Source organism: Chitinophaga filiformis (assembly GCF_900102545.1).
Classification (GTDB): Bacteria; Bacteroidota; Bacteroidia; order Chitinophagales; family Chitinophagaceae; genus Chitinophaga; species Chitinophaga filiformis.
This window is the reverse complement of record NZ_FNBN01000002.1, coordinates 507,535-530,738: the sequence shown is the minus strand read 5'-3', so window position 1 is coordinate 530,738 and position 23,204 is coordinate 507,535. Positions and strand designations below refer to the sequence as shown.

The 23,204-nt window shown below is 45.0% G+C and carries 19 protein-coding genes; 9 read left to right on the top strand and 10 right to left on the bottom strand.

The genetic code is table 11. The features are described from left to right. Nucleotides 1–307: 307 nt before the first annotated feature. The 4 genes from BLR32_RS08595 to BLR32_RS08580 form a co-directional block, all read right to left on the bottom strand. On the bottom strand, nt 308–2,395 hold the full coding sequence (locus BLR32_RS08595) for a C1 family peptidase (RefSeq protein WP_089830638.1): 2,088 nt from the start codon (nt 2,393–2,395) through the stop codon (nt 308–310). A 151-nt stretch (nt 2,396–2,546) separates the two neighbouring features. Beyond that, nucleotides 2,547–3,746: a serine hydrolase domain-containing protein gene (locus BLR32_RS08590; protein ID WP_089830637.1), complete on the bottom strand. Its 1,200-nt coding sequence runs from the start codon at nt 3,744–3,746 to the stop codon at nt 2,547–2,549. Between the two features lie 473 nt (nt 3,747–4,219). Beyond that, nucleotides 4,220–5,575, bottom strand: coding sequence for a HupE/UreJ family protein (locus BLR32_RS08585; protein ID WP_089830635.1), 1,356 nt, complete (start codon nt 5,573–5,575; stop codon nt 4,220–4,222). A 14-nt stretch (nt 5,576–5,589) separates the two neighbouring features. Continuing rightward, nucleotides 5,590–6,996, bottom strand: coding sequence for a DUF3500 domain-containing protein (locus BLR32_RS08580; RefSeq protein ID WP_089830632.1), 1,407 nt, complete (start codon nt 6,994–6,996; stop codon nt 5,590–5,592). A gap of 273 nt (nt 6,997–7,269) precedes the next feature. On the opposite strand from BLR32_RS08580, the gene BLR32_RS08575 reads away from it, so the two are divergent. The 4 genes from BLR32_RS08575 (at nt 7,270) to BLR32_RS08560 (ending at nt 9,284) form a co-directional block, all read left to right on the top strand. Continuing rightward, nucleotides 7,270–7,593 carry an ArsR/SmtB family transcription factor gene (locus BLR32_RS08575; protein WP_089830630.1) on the top strand — a complete coding sequence of 108 codons (324 nt, stop codon included), beginning with the start codon at nt 7,270–7,272 and terminating at the stop codon, nt 7,591–7,593. 6 nt (nt 7,594–7,599) lie between these two features. Next, entirely contained in the window at nt 7,600–8,076 is a 477-nt protein-coding gene (locus BLR32_RS08570; RefSeq protein ID WP_089830628.1) for an SRPBCC domain-containing protein, read from the top strand. Then, nucleotides 8,073–8,462 carry a DoxX family protein gene (locus BLR32_RS08565; protein WP_089830627.1) on the top strand — a complete coding sequence of 130 codons (390 nt, stop codon included), beginning with the start codon at nt 8,073–8,075 and terminating at the stop codon, nt 8,460–8,462. The genes BLR32_RS08570 and BLR32_RS08565 overlap by 4 nt, the downstream gene beginning before the upstream one ends. A 246-nt stretch (nt 8,463–8,708) precedes the next feature. Next, on the top strand, nt 8,709–9,284 hold the full coding sequence (locus tag BLR32_RS08560) for a DUF4256 domain-containing protein (RefSeq protein WP_089830625.1): 576 nt from the start codon (nt 8,709–8,711) through the stop codon (nt 9,282–9,284). Nucleotides 9,285–9,398: 114 nt separating this feature from the next. Here BLR32_RS08560 and katG read toward each other — a convergent pair whose 3' ends face one another. Continuing rightward, the gene (gene katG, locus BLR32_RS08555; protein ID WP_089830623.1) at nt 9,399–11,672 is read right to left on the bottom strand and encodes a catalase/peroxidase HPI; all 2,274 of its coding nucleotides are present in this window, start codon (nt 11,670–11,672) and stop codon (nt 9,399–9,401) included. 291 nt (nt 11,673–11,963) lie between these two features. Beyond that, nucleotides 11,964–13,283, bottom strand: coding sequence for a sulfatase-like hydrolase/transferase (locus BLR32_RS08550; protein ID WP_089830621.1), 1,320 nt, complete (start codon nt 13,281–13,283; stop codon nt 11,964–11,966). A 300-nt stretch (nt 13,284–13,583) separates the two neighbouring features. Here BLR32_RS08550 and BLR32_RS08545 point away from each other — a divergent pair, with 300 nt between their 5' ends. Beyond that, on the top strand, nt 13,584–14,810 hold the full coding sequence (locus tag BLR32_RS08545; RefSeq protein ID WP_089830619.1) for a TlpA disulfide reductase family protein: 1,227 nt from the start codon (nt 13,584–13,586) through the stop codon (nt 14,808–14,810). A 138-nt stretch (nt 14,811–14,948) separates the two neighbouring features. After that, nucleotides 14,949–15,434 carry a hypothetical protein gene (locus tag BLR32_RS08540; protein ID WP_143011398.1) on the top strand — a complete coding sequence of 162 codons (486 nt, stop codon included), beginning with the start codon at nt 14,949–14,951 and terminating at the stop codon, nt 15,432–15,434. Between the two features lie 219 nt (nt 15,435–15,653). Here the strand turns inward: BLR32_RS08540 and BLR32_RS08535 are convergent, their stop codons facing one another. Next, nucleotides 15,654–16,574: an SMP-30/gluconolactonase/LRE family protein gene (locus BLR32_RS08535; RefSeq protein ID WP_089830615.1), complete on the bottom strand. Its 921-nt coding sequence runs from the start codon at nt 16,572–16,574 to the stop codon at nt 15,654–15,656. Between the two features lie 255 nt (nt 16,575–16,829). On the opposite strand from BLR32_RS08535, the gene BLR32_RS08530 reads away from it, so the two are divergent. From BLR32_RS08530 to BLR32_RS08520, 3 genes are all read left to right on the top strand, one after another. Further along, nucleotides 16,830–17,357: a GNAT family N-acetyltransferase gene (locus BLR32_RS08530; RefSeq protein WP_089830613.1), complete on the top strand. Its 528-nt coding sequence runs from the start codon at nt 16,830–16,832 to the stop codon at nt 17,355–17,357. 217 nt (nt 17,358–17,574) lie between these two features. After that, nucleotides 17,575–19,587, top strand: a complete 2,013-nt coding sequence (locus tag BLR32_RS08525) for a serine hydrolase (protein ID WP_089830612.1) — start codon at nt 17,575–17,577, stop codon at nt 19,585–19,587. 56 nt (nt 19,588–19,643) lie between these two features. Then, nucleotides 19,644–20,489 carry a VOC family protein gene (locus tag BLR32_RS08520; RefSeq protein WP_089830610.1) on the top strand — a complete coding sequence of 282 codons (846 nt, stop codon included), beginning with the start codon at nt 19,644–19,646 and terminating at the stop codon, nt 20,487–20,489. 126 nt (nt 20,490–20,615) lie between these two features. Here the strand turns inward: BLR32_RS08520 and BLR32_RS08515 are convergent, their stop codons facing one another. The 3 genes from BLR32_RS08515 to BLR32_RS08505 all read right to left on the bottom strand — a co-directional run bounded on the left by BLR32_RS08515 (nt 20,616) and on the right by BLR32_RS08505 (nt 23,199). Then, nucleotides 20,616–21,698 carry a DUF2652 domain-containing protein gene (locus tag BLR32_RS08515; RefSeq protein WP_089830608.1) on the bottom strand — a complete coding sequence of 361 codons (1,083 nt, stop codon included), beginning with the start codon at nt 21,696–21,698 and terminating at the stop codon, nt 20,616–20,618. A gap of 331 nt (nt 21,699–22,029) precedes the next feature. Continuing rightward, on the bottom strand, nt 22,030–22,620 hold the full coding sequence (locus BLR32_RS08510; RefSeq protein ID WP_089830606.1) for a hypothetical protein: 591 nt from the start codon (nt 22,618–22,620) through the stop codon (nt 22,030–22,032). 123 nt (nt 22,621–22,743) lie between these two features. After that, a complete protein-coding gene (locus tag BLR32_RS08505; RefSeq protein WP_089830604.1) occupies nt 22,744–23,199 on the bottom strand; it encodes a YqgE/AlgH family protein in 456 nt (151 codons plus the stop codon). Nucleotides 23,200–23,204: the final 5 nt, after the last annotated feature.

The window sequence follows — 23,204 nt, the reverse complement described above, 5'->3', positions numbered from 1 at the left end:
AGTAAACGAACTACAAAGAAAATAATAGCAGGTTACTTTTGCAAGGGCCTTAACTTTTTTATAACGGCCGTTGCCTCAGGGGCAGGTTTAGAGCCCGAAAAAGTTGCGTGGCATTTGTCTGAGCCGCTATGAAGGGTAATTGTTATGGTTTCAATATGGGGAGGGCGGTATAGGTTGCTTAATGAGTTGGAAGAGGTAATAAGGGAATTTATAGGGTATAGGGTATGCTTCCCGGATTTGCCGGTATTATCTGTACTGCGCCGTTGCGGGAATTGCTGACCCACAACGGCACAATACAAACATGCTTTTATAATTTGAATTCCGAATTGATAATATTCCTTCTGTGCGCCAGTTCTTCTTTATTGATCATTTTTAAATCCTGCTCGGTGATGAGCACCAGGGTACTGGCATTCTTTGGTATGCTATCTCCGTCAGACAATTTATCCGACGCCAGGGCAGCTTTGCTGATTTGCTTAGGTGGTAACACTGTAGCGGCCCTTGCCACTCTTGCAACTTCTTCCACATGAACAACAGGGATTGTAATACCAAGAATACGCTGTACAGTAGAATTGAAACAGGCACTGTCATTGTCAAAATCACCGTGATGACGTGCCTCACAGAAGTCCGGAACAGGCAGATTATTAGGAGATGTAATCCACTTAATCTGTTTTCTATCTATCAATGCCTGTATGTCGTCGTTATCACGAATGAACTTCTCCATGCCAAGCAAAGGAGTTCCTCCAAAGATTGTTTCAAATGAATTTGAGACGAGGTACAATAGTGACTTGTTATAAAGCAGCGCACAATTGTCTTTTTGCTCTGCACGGTCTGTAAGTGTGAACAGCGTGAAATCTTCTATTTTCCCGGACTCAATAGCCGGTTCATAGAACGTCGTAAAGTCGCTCATTGTGCAGGCGGGCGCCCAGAGGGTACATGATTGTATCTCGATTCCACGTTCCAATAGGCGAGGAATGAATGGTGCAAAAAATATACCGCCGGCACTATGGCCCACGAGATGGATTTCTGCGTCATTAGTATCCAGGAATTCCTTTAGACATTGAATAGTAAAATAGGCTCCTTTGTCAACATCCGAAGCCATTTTGGCATTCTGTTTCATTTCATCCCACATCAGCTTTCCGGGGCCTCGCAGTAATGGTTCAAGGGAATAGTCGAGCCGGTCCAGCAGGAAATCAAGTGCGCCTCCCATTTTTTCATCCGGCTGTCTCTTCCTGATGGCATCCTGCAACAGACCTTTGATGGTAGAGCTGATATCGGAATGCCATATAAAGAAGATCGGGAAGATCTCTTTTTCCAGCAAGGTCTCTCGGTAGTCAGTAAGGCGTTCCAGGATGGATCCTTCGGAAACCAGGCCACCATGTGCATAGAAAAGTATCCGCTTTTTGTTCCAGTCCTTAGTTATTTCAGGGATATATTCTGTAAAAATCCTCTTTACATCATTCTCCTTATTTCCATAAGTGCCGGTTTCCTTTAGCTTACCGTTATTATCAAGGCTGATTACATGCGGCCGTAGCTCTTTATAAGACAGCTGGTCATTTACGGAAGCTGCCAGCGTTATACTTCCTGTTGTTGTACTGGGATTTCTGAACATGACAGGCGCACCTAATCTCGTCACCCATACATCTGTGGCATTTACTGCCCAGTCATCATATGAGATGCGGGCAAATCCTTCTTTACCCCAATCGTTTCCCCATGAGTTCTGTATCCAGAAGCCATGCCTGTCGTAGCCTACCACGGCAAAGGCATGCCCGCCAAGTATTGGATTCCTGTCGTAGGGAATGGTGCCATCAGTTTGTACGTTGTACCATCCGTCATGTACAGTTGCCGTTGCGTAAAGGATGCCAACTTCCGCCATAGCCGCATGCATGGCAGTGAAGTCTTTATGGTTCACTCTCAGGTATGCTCCTAAAGGCAATTCTGCGGCATTCTCAGCTCTTTCTGCTGTCAGTTCTTTATCAGGGCAATTGGGATCATATCTCCATTTATCCAGGAGGCAAACGCCGTGTTTATGCCATCCTTTAATGGCGCCACGTGCACTTGATCCAACATAGTCTTCTCCTTCCCATTCGTCATATTTCTTCGCCATCTCATATAGCATCCTCGGACTTACCTGCGCCTGTGCCATAATTGGACTATTTCGTCTTACCGTCAGCAGATAATGAATCACTGTGGCCAGTCCGAAGCCGGTACAGGCGCCTTCCTGTCCCTGGTCAAGGATGGGAATCTCCCTGCGCCTATATTGCTCAAGAGGGATTGATTCCGGTACCTCAAACAAGGTAGCACTGTACATTTTATCCCGGAAATCAATTGTATCGGGGCGTGCGTTTAACACCCGGCCTTTGATAGGCGCCAGCTTTGGTTTTGGGGCATCTGCCATAATGGTTGTTTTTAATAAAAGGATATAAAGGGCATAAGTATTTTCCCAGTTAAATTTAACCCAGTCCTTGCAAACGGGAAATACCAACTAGTTTGTATTTTTCGGCTTCTATGCTCCTTTACATCCTCCTAAACCTTATAGGCAGATACCATTAATTCCCTTTTGATGAAGTCGCCGCTTCATATAGTTCCCCAACAATTTTCGGCGTTCCATCGGAAGGAGAATTTTGAAAAGTGATCACCCCCGTTTTATTTTCACGATTGAAAAATAGAAAGGTTTGAATACCGGGATCAAGGCCGGAATGCCCCCATAATTTTGCCTTACTATGTTTGCCTTCGAATTCGGAAGTACGCCAGGTCAAGCCCTGCGCAGTGTATGCTTCCAGTTGCGGGGTAAACATTTTGTCGATGGTTGCCTGCTGGAGTATTCGTTTGCCGTTAAGTTCACCACCATTCAGGAGCGCGGTCAGAAAGAGAGATAAATCCTGCACACTGGTTCTGACTAATCCGTCCGGATAATTGGGGAAACTATATAAACACGCCGGAATGTAGGTGCCGACTTTAAACTCAGACTCGTTGGGGAACAATCTTGCATAGTTCAGATATTCCTTTCTGCTTTCTTCCGTAATGTAGGCATAAGGCCTGATATAATTGCCTGTATCAACCTCGCTTAACATCCACCCGGTTTTGTTCATCCCCAGCGGCTGAAAGATATGCTCCTTGCAATACAGGTTGAAGGGCTGTTTAGCTACCTTTTCGACAATCAATCCAAGTAGGCCGAATGCCATATTTGAATATTTGCGTTTATCGCCTGGTGACCAGTTAGCGAAACTATCTCCGTTATTATACAGCGTGCCATCGGGGGTGAGCGTACTGCGTATCCAGTCGTTCAGCGATTGGGTAGGATCGCCACAGGCATAGCTTTCTCCATAGGCCTTACCGTCAATAATAGAAGACGTATGTGTTAGTATCTGGAAAACGGTGATGGGTTTGTCCGGGTACTTCGGATTCCTGATCGTAAGGCCCAGATAGCTGCTGATATCTGCATTCAGATCAATCAATCCCTTCTCCCAGAGTTGCATTGCCGCAGTTGTTGTAAATGTTTTGGATACCGAGCCAATGTTCATGATGCCATCTATGCTCATGGCTTTTTTATTGGCGATATCGGCCTGCCCATAAGCATTGGACCATAGTATCTTCCCGTCTTTTACGATGCAGGTAGCAAAGCCGGGGATATTCATTTCTGCCATAAATTTTTTTATGGAGACATTAACGGAATCATATGCCGACTGTGCCTTTACCTGTGTGATACAGCATGCCAGTGCCAGCAGGTGAATGAAAACTTTTCTCATATCTAAATGTGTATTATGAAAGCTGTTACTCCGATGCCAAACGCTGTGCCATGTACGTAAGTGTCTTTATTTCAATATCTTCTTTTGTTTTTCTGATCTATAAGCGTTCAATAATGAACAGTTGCTGTATGTATCAGAACAATGATCGGTGAAGTTTTAATTCCATATGTCAAAGAGCTTTCCCTGATACCGCAAGCACCGGGGCTTGGTCTACTAAGGAAATGTGTATTTATCTGGATGCGCTGATAACGCGGATTTTTCTAAACGATGCGAAATTAACCCGGAAGGATTGGCAGGAACGGTTATGATGATATTACAAAGCTAAGTAGAAAGATGATGCAAGTCATATGCAAGTTACATACTGGAAACATGGAGTCTGTTCAACGCTGGCTATATAAGAGAACTGAAAGGCTACTCCAGGCTGCTACCATCTGACAGATTCCCTGACTATGGGATCGGTGAATGGAAGAGAATTACACTGTTTCTATTGCAGGGACCCTGGTCTGCTTCTGTTTAGGCCAAACAGATGCCATAATTGCCAGCAATGCTATCCCAGCTATGATCCATTTACCCTGTCCAGCTATCTGATCTACTATTGTTGAGAAAGGATTGGAGCGTTGCAGATACCGTTGTAACATCCAGGCGATAGCCGCTATTGCTGCAAATACAGCACCAGTGATACGAACATACCTGTACATCGCTTTCCTGCTCAGGATGATTAACCAGGGAACACTGATACCAATTACAAATAACTGCATCAACTCGATACCAATATTAAAACCAAGAATACTGAGTACCATTGGAACGGTATCTAAGTGCAGGTTGGATAGGGTAGAGGCAAACGCCAATCCATGAATAAGTCCGAAACCAGCAGCTACAAACATTTCTTTGCCTGGGAACAGCGGACGTAAGGCATGAACCGCAGAGACAAGTATGGAAAATGCAATCAGGATCTCTACAGGCTGTGAAGGTAATCTTACCCAGCCGAAGGCGCCTGATAATAAAGTCAGCGAATGCCCGATTGTGAACGCAGTGACAATTTTCAGTAAACGAAGGATGCTGTAACGCGTACCACCAAATCTATTCCACTCCTTGTCTTTCACTAACAGCGTTGCCGGTAACAATAGAACAAGTAAGAACATCAAATGATCAGTGCCTTCCGCAATGTGGCGTACGCCCAGCGTAACCATGCTGATGAAGCCTGTCCACCAACTTCCCTTATTGGGATTTACATGTAAAGGAGGAATGGTATTATTCTCTAAATTCCAGCCGATAGCCTGTACTTCGCCTGATCCCGTCTCAACGTTGCCGTTTTCCCAGTCACTCCGGATAGATACTAAAGCAGCATGATTCATTACCTGGTGTATAACGGCATCATAATCCAGATAGAAATTGCGGCTGTCGGTATTGTCCTGCGGTGTTAACATTACCGAGACATTCACTTCCCAATACGGCACATTGCTATCAGGATATTTACCCTGATCCATTTTCAGGTTGGTGATAGTAATCAGCCAGGGATGATCCTTTATGGCATATGCGTGGATGTGTGCCAACAGGTATTCCTTCAACTGCGTTCCTTCGCTGGCCAGAAAAGTCTCCGGAGTTTTAGCAATACCGGGCTTGAATGACAGTTCCAGTTCCGTGAGTGGAATTTGCACTTCCATCATTACCTTTTTAGGACTAAGGTCTAAGAAAATAAGACTGTTAGGCGATGGATGTGCAATAGCCGTACCTGGAAGTCCTGCAAAGAGAACAAATGCAATGCTTAGAAAAAACAGCCACCCTTTTGAAAGGGACCGGCTGTTTTTAAAAGTATTATTATCAAACATGTTGTTGATGCAATTTATAATCCGATATAGTCCCTCTTATGATCACGCATTACGGTGTGATAGTGAATTTGTCCGGAGATCACGACACCATTCTGGCATACAAACTCAATCCATACACTTGGGCCATCGATTCGAACATAATCGGTATTAGTGGTAAAGAATGAACTGGCGGTTCCGGAGGTGCCTCCTGTATTGCTTGAATAGCATACATATGTATTGGCAAGTTCGCTTTGGTAAGTGGTCAGATAGGTAGCGGCTGTTGTTGGATCCAGATCATTGACCCATGCGGCAATAGCCGTCATTACTTTTGTCTGAACAGCGCTGCTGAGCGTACTAACCTGAATACCCTGTTTGGTGGAAGGGAAGGTGTTGGTAGTTGAACCAGGTACCATCAGACAGTCAGAAAAGGTAGTTGAAATTTTTGCTGAGGCGAGTTCCGTTGTACTGAAGGATGCCAGCATATCCTGCATGGCCGCCAGTTCAGATGCCATCGGACTGGTATACGTAGTACCATTTACGGTAAAGGAGCCATGTGGCTCAACTGCTTCGTGCAGCGGCGTAATGCTGGTTACGACACCGTTATCATAGGTAATATTCTGCGCATAATGGTGTCCGCCAAACTGCAGCATCCATTTACCGGTGGTGCTCGGTGTACCCAGGAAGGCAATCACATAGTTGCCGGAACTATATCCCGAAGCAGATTGACCAAGATAATCATCAGCAGCACGGATGGTCTGCCACTCTTCATAACCCTCATTTGTTGCTGTGCCGGAAGCTGCCTGAATGAGCGCCAGCGCTGCTGCCTGTTGTGCACTTGTTAAACTGCTAAACAATAACCCATTACGGCAGGATAGCGCGCATGGTAAGTTAGACCAGCGTTTTGCATTTGTAAGGTTTAAGGTCAGTACAACCTGTGATTGCTGTGAGGTTGTCAGCGTTGCAATAAAGGCATTTGCCAAACATACAACTTGTGCTACCCCCGTTAATGAACTACAGGATGTCGATGCCTCCGAGCCAACAATCAGCGAAAGCGTACAACTTTGTCCGCCGAAACTGATAGCAAAGGAAGCCGTGCCGGTAGCTGTTGGCGTACCACTGATAGCGTATGTTAGATTACCTGCGCCGCTTTCCAGTGTGCCCCCCTGTAAGGTGGCAGTCAGACCAGATACACCCGTTGATGAGATCTGTGTGCCGGCACTATATGTAGTACCATTACCTCCTGTATAGGGAACAGTAGCCGTTCCGGTATATGCTACATTGACGGTCGCTGTACCTGAAAAGCTTGCGCCTGAACAGGTCAATGCAGAAATGGAGCCTGATGTTGAGCTGGAACCGGAATCATCCTTTTTACAGGAGATGATTACGACTACTGCTGTTAATAAAATCAATGAAGCGAGCAGGATCGTTGGTTTCACTTTCATATTAATAGTTTTAGTGTAAAATCATGGCCGATTCGGAAGGCCACAACCATAGAGGATGTTGTTTAGGTGAGAACAGTAAAAAACTTTGAAGTTTAAGATTTGCCGAAGGCTTTGAGGTGAATACATGAATTGTTGCGGTTAACGGATGTACCCGGCAGCCGCTGTTAATTATGATGCTGATAATCAGCCTTGTCTATTTTTTCTAAAAAAAATATCGCTAAAAGTTGTGTAGTTAAATAGCTACACTTATATTTGTAGTCAAATAGCTACATAATGAATCTGAGAAGAGATGTTTTCCAGGCGATAGCAGACCCGACGAGAAGGGCCATACTCCTGTTACTTGCTACACAGTCATTGACAGCAGGTGCAATAGCATCCAACTTTGACACGGCAAGGCCGACAGTTTCAAAACATTTGCAAATACTCACCGAGTGCGAATTGCTTGAGCAGGAGCAAAACGGTAGAGAAATCTATTATCATATCAATGCAAAAAAAATGAAAGAGGTAGCAGACTTTATCGAACCATTCCGCCAGATGTGGGATGAGCGGTTTAACAAACTGGAGGAGGTAATGAAAAAATACAAACCCAATAAATGAAATAATATGGAGAAGAAGACAAAAGTAAACGCCGAAGAAGGAAGGCATGATTTAGTGGTAACAAGGGAATTTGATCTGCCACTGGAACTGCTTTTTAAAGCGCATGCAGAACCTGAAATTATTGAGCAGTGGATGGGAACGAAAGTGCTGAAATTTGAAGGTAAAAAGCATGGTGGCTGGCAGTATGAGACAAAAGATCCTCAGGGAAATGTAGCATTTCAGGCCAACGGTGTATTCCATGAGTTTAGTCCTAACGAAAAGATCACACGGACATTTGAAATGGTGAATGCGCCATGGGGTGTGCAGCTTGAGTTCCTGCAGTTTGAAAAACTCACCGACGATACGAGTAAACTTACCATGCATATAGTATACAAATCTGCTGCTGACAGAGACCAGCAACTGAAGATGCCTTTTGCTTATGGTATAAATATAGCACATAACCGTTTACAGGAAATAGTAAGTAAATTAAAACAACACGCATGAAAAAAAGGAACAGGATCATTTATTGGATCGCCACTGTATGGCTTGCATTAGGTATGTTTTCAACCGGGTTCGTACAGTTATTCAAAATAAACCCGGAAACAGATTTTCTTGCGCATTTAAACTATCCCGTTTATTTCCCAACAATACTGGGTATCTGGAAATTGCTGGGTGTTGTAGCCATACTCATTCCCCGGTTTCCTTTGCTGAAGGAGTGGGCTTATGCAGGCTTTTTCTTTGCCATGACAGGAGCGATATTTTCACATATTGCCGCAGGCAATGCTGTAAGTGAAATATTTCCTTCCCTGCTGCTGTTAGCGCTGACTGTAATATCATGGTATTTCAGACCTGCGGAGAGAAGACTTGTGCTCGTGCCCATCAATAAATAATAGGGTGAATTGAAGTTAGCACTGACTGTAGTATACTGGTATTTCAGGCCAGCAGAGAGAAGATTAGTATTCGTGCCCATCAATAATGAATAGCGTGAATTAAAGTTAGCACTGATTGTAGTATACTGGTATTTCAGACCTGCGGAGAGAAGACTTGTGCCTGTACCCAACAATAAAGGAATAGCGTAAACGTAAAGATTCATGTATATTTAAGTAAAGCCCTATGTGGCAATAATAATTGCAATTATGTCAAAGAAAACTATTTCAAAGAAAGGGTTATCAGCAGAACAACAAAAAGAGCTGTTCAACGTATTGAAGACCCGCTTCGAGAAGAACATGCACCGTCATAAAGGTATTGAATGGGCGAATGTCCAGGCAAGGCTGGAAGCTGATAGCGAAAAGCTGTGGTCTCTCAATGAAATGGAAAGCACAGGTGGCGAACCCGATGTTGTAGGCCACGATAAAAAGACGGCTGAATATATCTTTTATGATTGCTCTGCTGAAAGCCCTAAAGGCCGCAGAAGTCTTTGCTATGACGATGAAGCGCTGGAGGAAAGGAAAGAAGCAAAGCCAGACGGCAGCGCTATTGGTATGGCTGCCAGCATGGGCATAGAAATATTAACTGAAGAAGAATACCGCGGCTTGCAGGAATTGGGGAAGTTTGATTTGAAGACGTCAAGCTGGGTGATCACACCGCCCAATATCAGAAAACTTGGCGGATCTCTCTTTTGTGATCGCCGCTATGATACTGTCTTCCTATATCACAATGGCGCTATCTCTTATTATGCTGCCAGAGGTTTTCGTGGCTCGCTGAGAGTTTAAATTGAAGGTCACCTGCAAAGGTGGCTTTTCTATTTTGTGCGGGTAAGAGCATGCCTGTAAAAACAAAACCGCCTGTTACGGCGGCTTTGCTTTATTATTCACTGGATCTTACAATTAAGCTATATCAAATCTGTCCAGGTTCATCACTTTAGTCCAGGCAGCTACGAAGTCTTTTACAAACTTGTCCTGCGCATCTGCACTTCCATATACTTCTGCAATAGCTCTCAGTTCTGAGTTGGAACCGAACACGAGATCTGCACGGGTACCAGTCCATTTAGCCTTACCAGTAGCGCGGTCGCTGCCTTCATACACTTCTTTGTCTGCTGCTACTGCTTTCCAGGCAGTATTCATATCGAGCAGGTTGACAAAGAAATCGTTGGTGAGCTGGCCCGAACGTGCCGTGAAGACACCATGCTGAGAACCATCAAAATTGGTATTCAATACACGCATACCACCTACCAGTACTGTTAATTCAGGAGCAGTGAGCGTGAGCAAATGGGCCTTATCTATCAGTAGTTCTTCTGTAGATACAGGGAATTTTGCTTTGCGGTAGTTACGGAAACCGTCAGCAATTGGTTCCAGGTAGCCAACTGATTCAACATCGGTCTGCTCCTGTGAAGCATCCATACGGCCAGGTGTGAAAGGAACGGTGATGGTTTGTCCTGCATCTTTCGCTGCTTTTTCAATACCTGCGCCACCTGCCAGTACAATCAGGTCTGCCAGTGAAACTCTCTTACCGGGAGTCTGTGCACCATTGAATTCTTTCTGGATACCTTCCAGTACATCCAGTACTTTTTGCAGTTGAGTAGGATTATTTACCACCCAGTATTTCTGAGGAGCCAGGCGAATGCGGGCGCCATTTGCACCACCACGTTTATCAGTACCACGGAAGGTAGAAGCGGAAGCCCATGCTGTGGAAACCAGTTCAGATACACTCAGGCCGGAACTCAATATTTTCGCCTTCAGCGCTGCAATTTCGTTTTCATTTATCAATGTGTGGTTCACTGCCGGAATAGGATCCTGCCAGATAAGCTCTTCCTGTGGTACATCAGGGCCGAGGTACAGTGCACGAGGTCCCATATCGCGATGTGTTAATTTAAACCATGCGCGGGAAAAGGCATCTGCAAATGCATCTGGATTTTCCAGGAAGCGTCTGGATATTTTTTCATACACCGGATCAAACCTCAGAGACAGATCGGTAGTAAGCATAGTAGGCAAATGTTTTTTAGCACTGTTGTGGGCGTCTGGAATGATGCTCTCTGCATTTTTAGCCACCCACTGGTGTGCTCCTGCAGGACTCTTGGTCAGTTCCCATTCAAAGCCGAAAAGGTTTTCGAAGAAGTTATTACTCCATTTGGTAGGGGTTTTAGTCCATGTAACTTCAAGTCCGCTGGTGATCGTGTCGCCACCTTTACCGGAACCATAACTATTGCTCCAGCCGAGACCCTGCAGTTCGATATCGGAAGCTTCAGGCTCTTTGCCAACATGGGTTGCAGGAGCAGCACCATGGGTTTTACCGAAGCTGTGCCCACCTGCTATCAGGGCAACTGTTTCTTCATCATTCATGGCCATGCGACCAAATGTATCACGGATATCTTTGGCGGCAGCGATAGGGTCAGGATTACCGTCAGGACCTTCCGGGTTCACGTAGATCAGACCCATTTGTACAGCAGCAAGTGGTTTTTCCAGGTTGCGGGAATGAATATCGCCGTCTGCATCATCATCGGATACCAGTACACCATGATTTTCCACTACACCGGGAGAGCCATGCGCATAACGGATGTCGCCACCCAGCCATGTCTGTTCTGAACCCCAGTACACATCTTCACTTGGTTCCCATACATCGGCACGTCCGCCTGCAAAACCAAATGTTTTGAAGCCCATTGATTCCAGTGCCACGTTACCGGTAAGGATCATCAGGTCAGCCCATGAGATCTTACGGCCATATTTTTGTTTGATAGGCCACAGCAAGCGGCGGGCTTTATCGAGGCTCACGTTATCAGGCCAGCTGTTAAGCGGTGCAAAACGTTGCTGTCCCTGGCCACCACCACCACGACCATCAAATACGCGATAGGTACCAGCGCTATGCCATGCCATACGGATGAACAGCGGACCATAATGCCCAAAGTCGGCCGGCCACCAGTCCTGTGAATCTGTCATCAGCGCATGCAGGTCTTTTTTTACTGCTTCCAGGTCGAGGCTTTTAAAAGCTTCGGCATAGTTAAAATCTTCACCCATAGGGTTTGATAAAGAGGAGTGCTGACGCAGTATATTCAGCTTTAACTGGTTGGGCCACCAGTCACGATTCCTGGTGCCACCACCGCCAACATTCTGCTTCATAGTGCCGTTATGAAACGGGCATTTACTAATATCCTGTACGTTTTCCATTTTTAAGAGGTTTATGAAGTTAAATGAACAGTTTTTACACCTGGTATTTGTGTAGAATGGTAAAAGTATGATATTGTAGAAATAATCAAAATCAATTGATTTTATAATTTAATAGTTAAAATCTATGTCATTGACTCATGCCCCGGTTGTGGTGCATCATGAAATCTGTTACTGAAGGGATATCGATCTTCAGGGGTAAGGAGGGATAAAACGTGGACAGGGGATGGTATATTCCGGTATTTCCCCGTATGCCTCTTACATACGGGGAAAACAGACAAACATTTTCTCAGTCTAATTTACGGGATATTGTGCTAAAAGTGCAGTGAGTTTTGCTACTATTTCCGGATGTTCATTTGACAGGTTCACTCTTTCTGCCGGATCATAATTAAGATTGAATAATTCAATGACAGGTTGCCCGGATGGTTTGGTCCTTCTCAGCTTCCAGGGACCCTGGCGTACCACTTCCGGTATGTTATTGTGTACATAATAGATCTCCCGGTGATTGTCCGGCGCATTATTCCGGGTAAGTACTGTGGCGATAGATTGGCCGTCGAGGACCGTGTTGGCAGGCAGCGGACAATGTATCCATTCTGCAAGTGTGGGCAGTACATCCAGGCAGGTCATCGCGGCATGGACTGTTGCACCTTTAAGTGTATGATTCTTCCAGTAGGCAATAAAAGGTACCCGTACGCCGCCTTCATAGGTGGTGGCTTTACTTCCCCTGAATACACCTGTATAACCGGTATGAAAAGACTTTGTAACGCTGTCGTCAGACATGCGGGAAGGATAATCATTCCATGGTCCGTTATCGCTGGAGAACATAAAGATGGTATTATCTGCGAGGCCTTGTTGTTCCAATATTTTCCAGATAGCAGCCAGTCCCTCATCCATTTCCGCGATCACTGCGCCCAGTTCTCCACCGTTTTCCAGATTGCTGTTCTTTTTGTGTGCTGCAAAGTATACCGGCAGGTGAGGCATATTATGCGCCAGGTACAGAAAGAAGGGTTTATCCTTTTTTTGTTCTTTTATAAATTGGATAGCTTCCCTGGTATATGTCTGTGTTAAGGTGCTATCGTGTGGCCTGACAACGGCAGGCGTGTAATTGCGATACAGTTTTATGGTGCTGTCGCTTTTTACATATGGTTGGCGATAGTCATGACTGTACAACAGTCCGAAATAAGAATCAAAGCCCTGGTTCATAGGCAGGTTCTCCTGATGATCGCCCAGATGCCATTTGCCGACCATAGCAGTTTTATAACCCGCTGCTTTGAGCATTTCTGCAATTGTTACTTCTGTTGCCGGTAGTCCCAATGGTGAACCAGGCGCCAGTGGCAATGGAATATTAGGCCTTGTGCAATATCTGCCCGTGAGTAAGGATGCCCTCGATGGTGAGCAGGTGGGACTGGTAACAACGTAGTTGGTAGCTCTTACCCCCATCCCGGCCATCCGGTCTAAAAAAGGTGTCTTAATAACAGGGTTGCCATAACAGGAAAGATCTGCATACCCCAGGTCATCCGTCAGTACAAAAATGACATTAGGCCGCTGCTGGGAAAATACTGTGTTGCTGCAAAAGAATAGAGCCAATAAGAGTGGAATACCTGATAGACGCATGAGCAATCGTTTAATAATAAAAAGTGAATTACTAAGATAATTATCTGGACGATTTATTTCAGGCTTTTGGAGCCTTTTTTGACCACATCGTCTGTCTTATGATATAGCGAAGGGTATCAGGATAAATTGGCTTTATTGGGCTGTAATAGCTGTTTACTGCTGATCTTCGGAGACAGACCTGTTCAGCGACCGTATATCAGCCCTGATGTGCATGTATCATTTATTCCGGAGAGGATACGAAAGAATACGGTTAATTTGCATATCAACCCATCTCTTAACCCAGGTACACGTAAATAGATCATGAAAGACAAGTTACAAGATATTCTGTATACAGATCCATCAGCACATTCCGGAATTGGCATCAGGATACAGCAGTTGCTGACAGCACTTTTATTGTTTCCCTCAATGCTGATGGCACAGGGCTCCTTTAAGATCGAGGGGAAGGTGGATGCCTTGAAGAATGGAGATAAGATCTTCCTGGTGTACAATCTGGAGGATCAACAAATAACTGACTCAGTTGTTGTACAGGAAGGACGCTTTACCTTGAAAGGCAAATTGCAGTATCCTGTTTACTCCTCCCTGTTCCTTAACAGGAACCCTCATGTCAACAAGCTTGCGCAGGGAGAGTCTATGGATTATTTCCGGTTTTACCTGGAGCCGGCAACGTTCTCAATGACAGCGCCGGACTCGCTGAAACACCTGGAGATTAAAGGCTCTGTCACCAATAGCCTGAATAGGGAGGTCCTGGCTTTATTAAAGCCTGTTGAGGACAAGTTTGACGCCTTATATAAAGAGTTTGATGCATTGCCGGAGGAACAAAAAAAGGACACAAAGGTGCATGCGGGTTTTGAAGCACGGGAAAAACTGCTTTTTAAAGAGGAGAACCAGCTTCGACTGGATTTTGCGAAGAAGCACCTGGATGCCTATTTTAGCCTGGTCTGCCTGTCGCAGGCCACCGCTGAAGCAGAACTCAACAGCGAAATTGAAACGGCTTATAAACAACTTTCACCTGCATTGAAAAAAGCGCCACTGGCAAAAGACATACTCGTCCGGCTGGCGGCTGTCAGGAATACCCAGATCGGTAAAGCGGCTCCCGATTTTCAACAGAATACTCCCGATGGAAAGACAGTGAAGCTTTCTGATTTCAGATCGCAATATGTGCTGCTGGACTTCTGGGCAAGCTGGTGTGGACCATGCCGGAAAGAAAATCCGAACGTAGTGGCTGCTCACAAACAATATAAGGAGAACGGATTTACTGTATTGGGCGTGTCGTTGGATGGCCCGAGTCAAAGGGAAGCATGGCTTAAGGCTATTGAAAAAGACCAGCTGGACTGGACACAGGTGAGTGATTTGAAGGGATGGAATAACGAAGCTGCGAAACTATATAATATACGCGCAATACCAGCCAACTTTCTGTTAGACCCCAATGGCAATATCATTGCACGCAATCTGAGAGGGAAGGAATTAACGGATAAGCTGGCGGAGATCTTTAAAGGTAAAAGTACTACAGTAGCAGGAGGGGAGTAAGGCTCCATTTTTAATATTAATAGAAATAGCATCTCAACGCAAAAGAAGCCTTATTCCGTTTTATACAATTTTAAAGTTGTGACCCGTACTACTTTTACATCATCAACAACAAAATTGTTTTTCATAAAATCTGAAACCATGAAACGGATTACTTTTTTACGTGTAGCTGTTTTTCATCCAATGTTGAATGTGAAAAGAATTGTACTGATAGCAGCAATAATCTTCTGCTCACAATTATCTTTGTTTGCAGCTCCCAATGAGACTGTATTACGCCTTTTCAATCACACCTTCCCCGAGGCACAATACATCAGATGGACCGAAGATGGCGCCTATGATGTGGTTTGCTTCGTACAGGACGATAGCCAGTACCGGATCTGGTACGATAAACAAGGTACATTAGTCTATTCGCTTCGGTATTGTGGCGAGAAGGAGCTACCACTGACAGTACTGAGAGCGGTGAAGAAAAAATACCGCGACAGGCATATTGAAGGTGTTACAGAAATTACCAATAAGGCGGGCGTAAACTATGAGGTGCTGCTCAGTGACGAGAATAAATGGTATTCAGTTACCAGCACCGTCTCCGGTAATGTTGGGCTGAAATATTCCCTAAAGAAACAGCAATAATACGTTTAAAAAGAATGGCGCCTGTATCTTGCAGGCGCCATTCTTTTTTTAAGCGATTAATGATTTTATTCTTCCTCTTCGAGTCAGCGCCATCTTCCAGCATGTCGAAGTCTGTAGCGAGTGAAGTTAGTAGTTCCTGTTCTATCGCGTCCCTTAGGGTTAATGTGGTGAAGTTCAGGGGCATAAGTTATTAATGGGGACGAAGATAGTCAGAAAATATTATTCAACTCCTTTCACCTTCATATCGAGTATATATATTGCCTCTGATGCAGTGATAAATAATTTGTTCCTGTCTTTGCCACCAAAAGCAACATTGGCAGTCCAGCCTTCAGGAATAGGGATATGGGCAATCTGTACGCCCTGTTTACTAAAAACAGTAACACCTTTGCCGGTGAGGTATACATTCCCCTGGTTATCCGTTGTCATCCCGTCAGAGCCCATATTCGCAAAGAGCTGTGCATTGCTTAAGGCGCCACCTTTATTAATAGTATACCGGTAAGTTTTTCCTCCATTAAGATCTGAGACATACAGGTATTTACCATCTGCTGTACCGGCGATGCCGTTAGGGCGCTGCAGGGTATCTACAACAGGTATTACTTTTCTGCTGCCATGTAGCAGAACATATACTTTCTCTCCTGCTATTTCAGGCTTCGTCCTCGTCCACCAACTGCGTTGATAGTATGGATCTGTGAAATAGACATCTCCACGTGGAGATACCCAGAGATCATTAGGCCCGTTCAGCTTTTTACCGTTGAGATCATTTATCAATACAGTAATCTTTTTACGAGGAGAGATCATCCAAAGCTGGTTTTTTTCGTCAGCACAGGAATACAGGTTTCCTTTTTTATCGAAGTACATGCCGTTTGATCTGCCTGCACTGTCCATAAAAACGGAGAGATGGCCATCAATGCCGTATTTCCAGATCTTATTGTTAGGCTGATCTGTAAAATAGATATTCCCCTGCCTGTCAGCTGTTGGTCCTTCGGTAAAGGAGAAGTTCCTGGAGATCAGTTGAGGCGTGGCGCCGTCGGCTACTATACCGGTGTCGGCTATAGGAGAGTTTCCTGCGAAGGCTGAAGCATTCGTTGTTAGCAGGCAAAAAGAAAATATACAGGTAATAGTAGCGCTGGCAGATCTCATAACGTTGTTTTTGACAGCGCGAAAGATAAGAAAATACTAAAGGATATCTAAAGAATGGGTATTAAAATTTTACCCCTGCAAATGAGAATAAGTAGGGTAACGCTGTATTTTAATGCACCATCTGTATTCTGATTATTTCCGGCGCGCAGGAGCCATGATGTAGTCTGATGTTGCGGCGGAATACCTGATAATGCCTTCTTGAGTGTCCGGTATAAGACGACTTGCATAATATTACCGGAAGTAGTATTTTAAGGCATGCAACAGACTCAGGAAGTTTATACAATATCTCCCGTTACAGCAGCAGATATTCCCGCCGTAACGCAGCTTATCAATAGTGCTTATAAAGGTGAAGCAGGCAGTAAAAGCTGGACCTCTGAAGGGCACCTGGTAGAAGGAGAGAGAACCACAGAAGCAGCCTTACTTGACCTTATCAGCCGGCCAGGCGTAACGATATTTAAATGTTGCGACATGCAGTCCGTGATATTGGGCAGTGTATTACTGGAGAAAAAGGAAACGACATTATATCTCGGCATGTTATCGGTGTTACCAGGGGTACAGACTGCCGGTATCGGCAGTCGCCTGATACAGTATAGCGAGGCCTTCGCCAGGGAACACCAGTATAATACTATTACAATCACCGTCATAGACAAGCGGAAGGAGCTGATCGACTGGTACCGGCGTAAAGGTTTCGAACCTACCGGCAATGAAGTGCCGTTTTCCAACAAATCCTCGGCAGCCCGTTCTTCTTTTTCCCTGATGGAAATGAGGAAAACGCTGGTATAAGAACGGCCCCTCCCATACCCTGCTACCCGGAAAGCTGCACCTTATCCATCCGAAGAAGGGCAGGCAGCAGCTCCTTTCTACGGTGAAAAAGGTGATAAATTCCTGAACACAGGGAAAATCTACCCCGTACATGCAACCTTTTTATAGCTAAAGTGTCCTTATTGCAACCACTATTTCGTTCAACGGAACTATCACTTTACCTTTAAAATTGTTGAACATGTCAATTCCATCTCTTAAAGCAGTATGCATTGCAGTATTATGCATCCACTTTTGCATTCCCTCACTGGCCCACAACGGGAGTGTAGCGTTTGCTTATCCCCTTGGAAAGATTACTGTTGATGGCGACTTTTCAGACTGGCCGAAAGATGCGGCAAAGTACATGGTCGCAATGAATCTTTCGGAAACCAAACCCAAAGACGACGCTGATTTCTCCGGATTCTTCCAGTTGGGTTACCGGCTTGAAGACCAGTCATTGTATGTGGCCTTTACGATACGGGATGACGACTTTGTGGAAGATACCTCTGAGAATGTAAGGTGGAATACCCAGGATGGTCTTCAGGTAAGCATTGATGCCCGCCATCTGATGTCTGGTTCAGGCGTTGCCTCATTTATGTACAGTAAGAAACTCCGTAATATCAATAACGCGTTCTATGATCCTTTCGCCAGTACGGCCTCCTGGAAGATTGCAGAGGTGGCTATGGTCCGGAAAGGAGATATGCGCTATTACGAGTGGCGTATACAGCTGGGAAATGAGCTGACGGTTGGAAAGTCGGTGGGCTTTGATTTTAATGTAATGGACATGGACAAAGATGGAAGTTTCTCCTGGACAGACTGGGGAAAAGGATATGATAAATATATGAATCCGAATAGCCTGGGCGATATTATCTTCCTGCCCAATGGCGCAAAATTGTCCACCGTTTCTGGCAAGGTGAGCTGGGACCAGCATACAGCTGTGAAACTACCCGGCCAGGTGCGTCTGAAGTCTTTAGAGAACCCAAAACTCTGGACTTCAGCTGAAGTAGATAGCGTAGGCAATTATTCAATAGTAATTCCCGCCGGAAAATATGAGCTTTCATTTCCCAGCCATTATTATCAATCGGATGATAAGCTATATTCGGTTGTCGCTAAAGAACCACTTATCGTTGTGGCGAAACCAGGGCAAAAAGTAATCGCGCCGGATTTTGTTCTCCCATTATCGCCTGTGCCAGACCTGATCCCTGATAAAGGTGTACTGTTTGATTTTACGGCAGATAATCCTGGTAAGGTAGATAGCTTTATTGAAGCCTATCGCGAGTATTATGGAATACCGGGTGTTTCACTGGCACTGATCAAGGATGGCAAAGTGGTTTATCATAAAACATATGGGGTTACCAACACGATGACTGGTCAAAAGGTAAGCGACAGTACACTGTTTGAAGCAGCCTCTGTTACAAAGCCTGTGTTTGCTTTGGCTGTTGAACGATTGGCAGAACGTGGAGTGATTGATCTCGACAAACCTTTATACCAATATCTTCCTTACAAGGATATAGAATATGATGACCGTTATAAGCTGATCACAGCAAGACATGTACTGACACATCGTACTGGTTTCCCGAACTGGCGTGATGGTAAACTAAGTATTAAATTTACGCCCGGAACAGCTTTTGGCTATTCAGGAGAAGGCTTTGAATACCTCAAAATGGTAGTGGAAAAGATCACGGGTAAAAGCGTAGAGCAGGTATTGCAGGAAGAGGTGATCCAGCCTGTCGGACTATACCATACGTTTTTCTCAAAGAATGATTCCCTGCAACGCGTAGTGGCATATGGTCACTTCGATGGACGGCCAAGTAACAACGACCTGCCGGAAAAACCAGGTATGGCTTATTCTATGCATACAGAAGCGCTGATCTTCACGAGGTTTATGTTATTTCTGTTAGAGCAGAAAGGGCTGAAGCCGGAAACCTATAATACCATTATGTCGAAGCAGTCGGAATATGACTTCTCCGGATGGACGCATAAACCAAAGGTACCTACCTATATGGGCATGAGCCTTGAGATAAGGGAAACACCTTTCGGTAAAACATTTGGCCATGGTGGTAATAACGGGGATTTTAAATGCCGGTTTGAAGTGTATAAGGACCTTAAAATGGGATATGCCATCTTCACCAACTCGAATACTTCTGATGCATTACTGCAGAATTTTCATTCGTTCCTGATCGAGGGGAGGGATAAGGATATTGCTAAACAATGAATTGAATTTCATGGTCATCGGACAATTGGTTAAATTCGATAGCAAAATAATGCATCATGAACGCTTCATCGAACACCAATATCTTTCCTTGTATATGGTTTGACGGGAAGGCCAAAGAGGCATTTGATTTTTATGTGTCGGTTTTCCCCAATTCCAGGATCACAGATGAGAATCCCATAGTCGTCAAAGCGCTACTGGATGGTACTGAAATAATGGGTCTGAATGGAGGCCCCATGTATAAGCCCAATCCTGCACTCTCTTTTATGTGGGTATCTAACGACAAGGTCGCTATCGCACAGATATGGGAAAAACTGGCCGAAGACGGCAGAATATTTATGCAACTGGATAGCTATCCATGGAGTGCCAGTTATGGCTGGATAGAAGACCGTTATGGCGTTAGCTGGCAATTGTATTATGGTGCAGATGACTGGAAATATAACAAACTTGTACCTACGCTGATGTTCGGCCAGGCCCAGCAAGGGCAGTGCCAGCAGGCGCTTGATTTCTACGAAAGAACTTTCCCGGCTTATAAGAATGACGGTCTCCTTCGCTATTCAGAAGGACCGATGACTGGTCAGATCCAGCATACGCAATTTACGCTTAATGGTCATCTGCTGATGGCAATGGATAGTGGTGTGCCCCAGCATATGACCTTTACAGAAGGTGTTTCCCTGGTGCTGGAGTGTGATGACCAGGAGACGATCGACTATTACTGGAATGCTTTCACGAAAAGCGGTGAGGAAGGACTGTGTGGCTGGTGTAAAGACCCTTTCGGCATCAGCTGGCAGGTGGTGCCAAAAAACATTGGCCAGTTGCTGTTTAAATCTCATAATCCCCAGAAGGCACAGGAGGCACTGATGCAGATGAGAAAGATAGAAATTACGGAGTTACAGAACGCGTAGAACCCCTGCGTGCCATAACTTGTTAAATAGCCGCTGGAATGGTCTGAAATTGCCCTTTTCGGTAACGGAGCAGGGCAGGGGACTGATTTTCCTGCCTGTCGGTGACAGGCGGAAAACAGTGGTGTGTTAAAATTCCAGCGGTAATACCATCTCTTTTACGATAGGTTCCAGCCTGTTCAGGGATTCCCGCAGGTTAGCCTGGAGCGCATTTCTCTCGAAAAGATTAAACAATAGCTGTCGTACCGGATTTTTAGGGATGTAGATATCCAATATTAAACGGGAACGTCCGTCAGGTGCTTTTGTGATGGTGTAATAGGTCGAGCTTTTTCGTTTTTCGTCGGTCTCGCTAAATAATATCTTTTCTTCCGGATTATAGTAAAAGCTGCTGGTAAACATCATTATCTTCTGTCCATTTTCCATTACATGCTGGTGGCGACTGCCTACGCCGGGCAGAAAATGCTCTACCTCATTCACTTCTTTTAATCCAATCTGCCATTGGTGGCGGAACTCGAAGTGTACGACTGTAAAACAGAGCGTTTTAATATCTACATCATAATCCTTGAATACAGATACGACTTTAACCTTGTCGGAAAGTTCCAGTTGCGGATCCGGTTCAGGCGGTAGTTCTTCCCTTAACTGGCTTAGCTGGGTGTAGTGAAAGGGGATTTCGCCTGTTTCTGTCTGTTTAGCGCTGGCGTCCCACTTCATCCATGTTGCCAGTCCGGTGGGAGGCGTATCCTGCAACAGGTTGTCTGTTACCAGCCAGTATTCATGTTGCGCTATATCATTTTTCAGGAGCTGATGGGCAACGATCACATCTTTCCCTATCAGCTTGCTGAAGTTCTTCACGTTATAGGTGGTAAATTCGCCATAATGAGTGATGACCTTCAGGGTAAGACCTACAGCGGATACACAGGCTCTGCACTGGCATATTTTGCGGCTATCATATGCATTCAGATGCCGGTGGAACTCACAGAACATCCTTTCCACCTGTTTATATAATGCTTCCAGTTCCAGCGGTTCTCCGAATTTATAGAACAGAATGGCGTCTCCTTCAATCTCTGAGATCTCAAGTCCGGTATTATTCGCATTGATCAGTACCTCCAGTAATTGCTGTATGATATGCCGGCTATGATCGATCTCTATTTCGTTCACAAAACGGGTAAAGCCACTTATATCCGGAATAAAAAGCAGCCCTTTATTCTCCATGTACTGTTTTTTTCTAAAGTTACGAAAAAGTCCCGTAGCGGGTTTATCGGCAGTCTTGAATGCCGGCCGGGCGTGTTGATAACTTAGCGGAATAAGGGCTTTCCTGCTGTGCGTATAAGCTTGTACCCAACAGGAGTAAGAAGAGCAAGCAGGTAAGGAGGGATCTGATTGACATAGAGATGTTGTATTTGAAGTGTAAGACGTGAACTTTTTAACCAACAGCCTCAATAGAGGTATTGAAGATAGTCAAAGTTTAGCACATGCAATTACACAACGAGGCACACCTGATTGTCAGATGTGCCTCGTTTTTATTTCAGTAACAAATGTTGTTCTATGGAAGCTGCACTCTGTGCACGATATATCCCTTGGTATAGTTGGCGGGATCATGCTGCACAAATACCTTAAAGGCAGTCCATGGACCTGCGGAGGTTGTCATTGGTGGTCCCTTTACGAGCGCTGTGTCAAGATCCTGCTGAACGGTGGCATCGGCAGGTGTAAGTTGGAAACCCAGATAAGAATATTTGCCGGCATCCTTTCTCAGGAAGAAGGCATCAGAGCCGCCGCCAGTCCATCCAAATAATGGCAGCGCAAAAGTATCTTTTCCCTGGTATTTTTCCTTAGCAAGTGTTTTGATATAATCCAAAGTATAAAGAGGGGAATCCTGCCAGCTCGGTGGCGAAACAACCACTCTGGCTTTAATTACATAGGTGTAACCAATTTCCCGTTCATCGAATTTGTGCAAATAGGTATAAAGGGAATGGTCTCTATCGGTGTGGAATATCCGTGGATCTCCAGCTGTCGTGTAGTGGTCAAGGAAGACTTCTACTTCCTGGCCATCTTTAGGTTTCGAAGGGTCGAATTTATCTTTGGAGCAGGCTGCAAATAAGAATGCAGCAGAAAGAAGGAGATAAAAATGTTTCATGATACAGCAATAATATAGTTTAACATGGACGTGTCGTTGTAGAACGACCATCGCGCCACAAATGTTACAGCTGTAAACTATTCCAGTATACCTGGATTAAATCAATCAAATCCAGGGCGGGGCCTACCTACCAGTAAAGAGGCTGACGGACGGCTCTTCGGCCAGCTCCCAGCTGCCCTCGGCAATCTCTGCTTCCAGTTCCTGGTCGTCCCAGCCACAATAGCCGATAAAGATCAGGATATCTTTCTCCGTAATGGTATTGTTGTTGAGATATTGCATGGCTGCCTTGAAATCGCCACCCAGGTGGATATTACCTGTCACCGGGTCGCCTCCTTTTATAAGGTCAGGGCGCTGGTGTATGAAGAACAGGTGTTCCTGATCTACGGGTCCGCCCTCATGTAGAGGGAAGGGTACACTATCTTTGAACTCTACCAGTTCATTGATCCTCCGGGGGAAAAGTTTGTTGACAACGAAGCCCATAGCGCCTTTTTCGTTATGTTCGGTAATGAAAATAACAGCCTGTTCGAAATAGGTGTCATCCTGGAGTGATGTGCTGCGTAAAAACATACCTGCCTTCATGCGCT

What these genes read in the sequence shown, in the direction of transcription:
- BLR32_RS08595 (WP_089830638.1), bottom strand. Translation starts at nt 2,395, where the DNA reads ATGGCAGATGCCCCAAAACCAAAGCTGGCGCCTATCAAAGGCCGGGTG.
- BLR32_RS08590 (WP_089830637.1), bottom strand. Translation starts at nt 3,746, where the DNA reads ATGAGAAAAGTTTTCATTCACCTGCTGGCACTGGCATGCTGTATCACA.
- BLR32_RS08585 (WP_089830635.1), bottom strand. Translation starts at nt 5,575, where the DNA reads ATGTTTGATAATAATACTTTTAAAAACAGCCGGTCCCTTTCAAAAGGG.
- BLR32_RS08580 (WP_089830632.1), bottom strand. Translation starts at nt 6,996, where the DNA reads ATGAAAGTGAAACCAACGATCCTGCTCGCTTCATTGATTTTATTAACA.
- BLR32_RS08575 (WP_089830630.1), top strand. Translation starts at nt 7,270, where the DNA reads ATGAATCTGAGAAGAGATGTTTTCCAGGCGATAGCAGACCCGACGAGA.
- BLR32_RS08570 (WP_089830628.1), top strand. Translation starts at nt 7,600, where the DNA reads ATGGAGAAGAAGACAAAAGTAAACGCCGAAGAAGGAAGGCATGATTTA.
- BLR32_RS08565 (WP_089830627.1), top strand. Translation starts at nt 8,073, where the DNA reads ATGAAAAAAAGGAACAGGATCATTTATTGGATCGCCACTGTATGGCTT.
- BLR32_RS08560 (WP_089830625.1), top strand. Translation starts at nt 8,709, where the DNA reads ATGTCAAAGAAAACTATTTCAAAGAAAGGGTTATCAGCAGAACAACAA.
- katG (WP_089830623.1), bottom strand. Translation starts at nt 11,672, where the DNA reads ATGGAAAACGTACAGGATATTAGTAAATGCCCGTTTCATAACGGCACT.
- BLR32_RS08550 (WP_089830621.1), bottom strand. Translation starts at nt 13,283, where the DNA reads ATGCGTCTATCAGGTATTCCACTCTTATTGGCTCTATTCTTTTGCAGC.
- BLR32_RS08545 (WP_089830619.1), top strand. Translation starts at nt 13,584, where the DNA reads ATGAAAGACAAGTTACAAGATATTCTGTATACAGATCCATCAGCACAT.
- BLR32_RS08540 (WP_143011398.1), top strand. Translation starts at nt 14,949, where the DNA reads ATGAAACGGATTACTTTTTTACGTGTAGCTGTTTTTCATCCAATGTTG.
- BLR32_RS08535 (WP_089830615.1), bottom strand. Translation starts at nt 16,574, where the DNA reads ATGAGATCTGCCAGCGCTACTATTACCTGTATATTTTCTTTTTGCCTG.
- BLR32_RS08530 (WP_089830613.1), top strand. Translation starts at nt 16,830, where the DNA reads ATGCAACAGACTCAGGAAGTTTATACAATATCTCCCGTTACAGCAGCA.
- BLR32_RS08525 (WP_089830612.1), top strand. Translation starts at nt 17,575, where the DNA reads ATGTCAATTCCATCTCTTAAAGCAGTATGCATTGCAGTATTATGCATC.
- BLR32_RS08520 (WP_089830610.1), top strand. Translation starts at nt 19,644, where the DNA reads ATGAACGCTTCATCGAACACCAATATCTTTCCTTGTATATGGTTTGAC.
- BLR32_RS08515 (WP_089830608.1), bottom strand. Translation starts at nt 21,698, where the DNA reads ATGGAGAATAAAGGGCTGCTTTTTATTCCGGATATAAGTGGCTTTACC.
- BLR32_RS08510 (WP_089830606.1), bottom strand. Translation starts at nt 22,620, where the DNA reads ATGAAACATTTTTATCTCCTTCTTTCTGCTGCATTCTTATTTGCAGCC.
- BLR32_RS08505 (WP_089830604.1), bottom strand. Translation starts at nt 23,199, where the DNA reads ATGAAGGCAGGTATGTTTTTACGCAGCACATCACTCCAGGATGACACC.